This is a genomic window from Polaromonas sp. (genome assembly GCF_041689105.1).
Taxonomy (GTDB): Bacteria; Pseudomonadota; Gammaproteobacteria; order Burkholderiales; family Burkholderiaceae_C; genus Polaromonas.
Genome location: NZ_JBDNGU010000125.1, coordinates 1 through 2121, shown reverse-complemented (window position 1 = coordinate 2121; position 2121 = coordinate 1). Strand labels below are relative to the sequence as shown.

Genomic DNA, 2121 nt, shown 5'->3' with positions numbered 1-2121 from the left:
GAAATAGTTGGTAGCGCTGGTATTCAAAAACTTTGCCATTGATTTTCTCTCCCAATTTCAAATTACGTTTTAGATTTTCGTTTTGGCTTTGCCGCTGTGGCGGGCAGCAGGCTGGTGGTGCGCTGGTACAGCTCAAACAAAAACGCTACGCGCTCGGCGTCGTTTTTCCACGTCTTCTTGCCGCCACCCAGTGCATAAGCGGCGTCCACGGCGGCATCTAACTTTTGGTGGGCTTTGACGAGGGCGGGCGGCATGGTGAGCGGGTCGTACAGGTCGGCCAGCGATGCACCCGGGAACTGGGCGCGGGTGTCGAGCACGGCTTGTGCGGCGGCCTCGATAGCGGCACGCATGTCTGTACTCCCTCTCCCTCTCCCGCTTGCGGGAGAGGGTTGGGGTGAGGGCAGGTCTGGCCAGGGGAAGTTGTTGTAGACAATATCTTTGGAGTAGCGGTAGTCGCTTTTCAGACGACCGCAGGTGGTGCGCACCCAGGCGTTGTGCATGGTGCTGGAGAGAATGCCGAAGTCGTACAGCTTGGCGTGTGGGGCCACCTTCACCAGATTGCTGCACAGCGTGGACGGTTCCTCAAAGCCGAATGGAATGAACTGTCTGCGCTCAGACGAGACTTCCGGTAGCACCAGATAAGTCGCTGAAGGCATGTTTTCCACATGAAACCGTGTCGGTGTGGCGGCTAGCTTTTGCGTAGGGACGCTTTTGCTCGCAAGACGTGACGCCTTGACGGCCTGAACCCGCTTCATCGCTTCCGGCATGGCGCGGAGCTCAGCGGGTGGGCAGTCACCCAGCCATAAACACCAGCGCTCGTAGCCGTTTAGGAACTCGTCAGCGCCCAACCAGCGGCGAAACCACTTCTCGCTGGCGGGCTCCCTAGCGATGAAGGCGTCCCTTTCTGCTGTGGTGAACAGGTAATTGCCGTCGTCGATGGGTTTGTTGCCAATGCCGATTTCGGGCGCAGCGCAAATCGGCGATGACCGGCGCGGCAACACCACGTCGAGCGCGTCCACCAAGTACGGGTTGATATTCGCCGCTGGCACGGCGTGCGGTTCACCCCGGATGTCGTCGTATTCGTAAATGATCTTGCCAGGCCGGTCTTGCAGCCCAAAACCAATGATCACGCAATGCACAGCGGCCTTGCCCCGTGCCTCGTTGTTCCAGCTGAACGTGCGGTGGGCAAAATGAATGTGGACGCCCTGCGCGAGAAGCCAGCCCCAGAGCACGCCGACCTGTTCACCCTGGGTGATGCTGTTGGTCGATACAAAGGCGCAGCGGGGTTGCCGGGGCTCGCCCTCACCCCAGCCCCCTCCCAATGGGGGAGCGAGTAAACCGCTGGCCAGATAGCGCGCCGCCTTGACGTACCACGCGGCCACAAAGTCCAGCAGACCGGCGTTGTCGATGCCCGCAAACACGGCGCGGGTGTCTTCGCGCTGCGCATCGGCCATGAACTTGGCACCGACAAATGGCGGATTCCCCAACACAAAGCTGCACCGCTCGGCCGGTAGCACCTCGTTCCAGTCCAGCCGCAGCGCATTCCCATGCACCACATGCGGCGTGGTGCGCAGTGGGATGCGGGCGAAGTACAGGCCAAACTCCTCGCTCACGCGCAGGTTCATCTGGTGGTCCATCAGCCACAGCGCCACTTGCGCAATCTGAGCCGGAAACTCTTCGATCTCAATGCCGTAAAACTGATCGACGTTGATGCCGATAAGCTGGTGCACATCCACGCTCTGCTGGCCGGCGCTGTTGCTGGCGCGCAGCACTTCCAGCTCCAGCAGGCGCAGCTCGCGGTAGCTGATGACCAGAAAATTTCCGCAGCCGCAGGCCGGGTCAAAAAACGTCAGCAGCCGCAGCTTCTTGTGAAATTCAAACAGCCGGTTTTTGTTGCTTTTGACCTTGTGAAACTCAGTCCACAGCTCATCCAGAAACAGCGGCTTGATGAGCTTGAGGATGTTTTCCTCGCTGGTGTAGTGCGCGCCCAGATTGCGCCGCGCCTTGTCGTCCATGATGCTCTGGAACAGGCTGCCGAAAATGGCCGGGCTGATGGCCGACCAGTCGAGCGCGCAGGCATCGAGCAGCGCCTCACGCATGGCGGCGCTGAAGTCGGCCATG

The 2121-nt window shown here is 60.1% G+C and carries 1 protein-coding gene; it reads right to left on the bottom strand.

Translation table 11 applies throughout. The annotated features are described in order from the left end of the window. Positions 1-62: 62 nt before the first annotated feature. On the bottom strand, positions 63-2121 hold a 2059-nt coding region (locus ACESMT_RS13720), incomplete at its 5' end, for a class I SAM-dependent DNA methyltransferase (protein WP_372827158.1).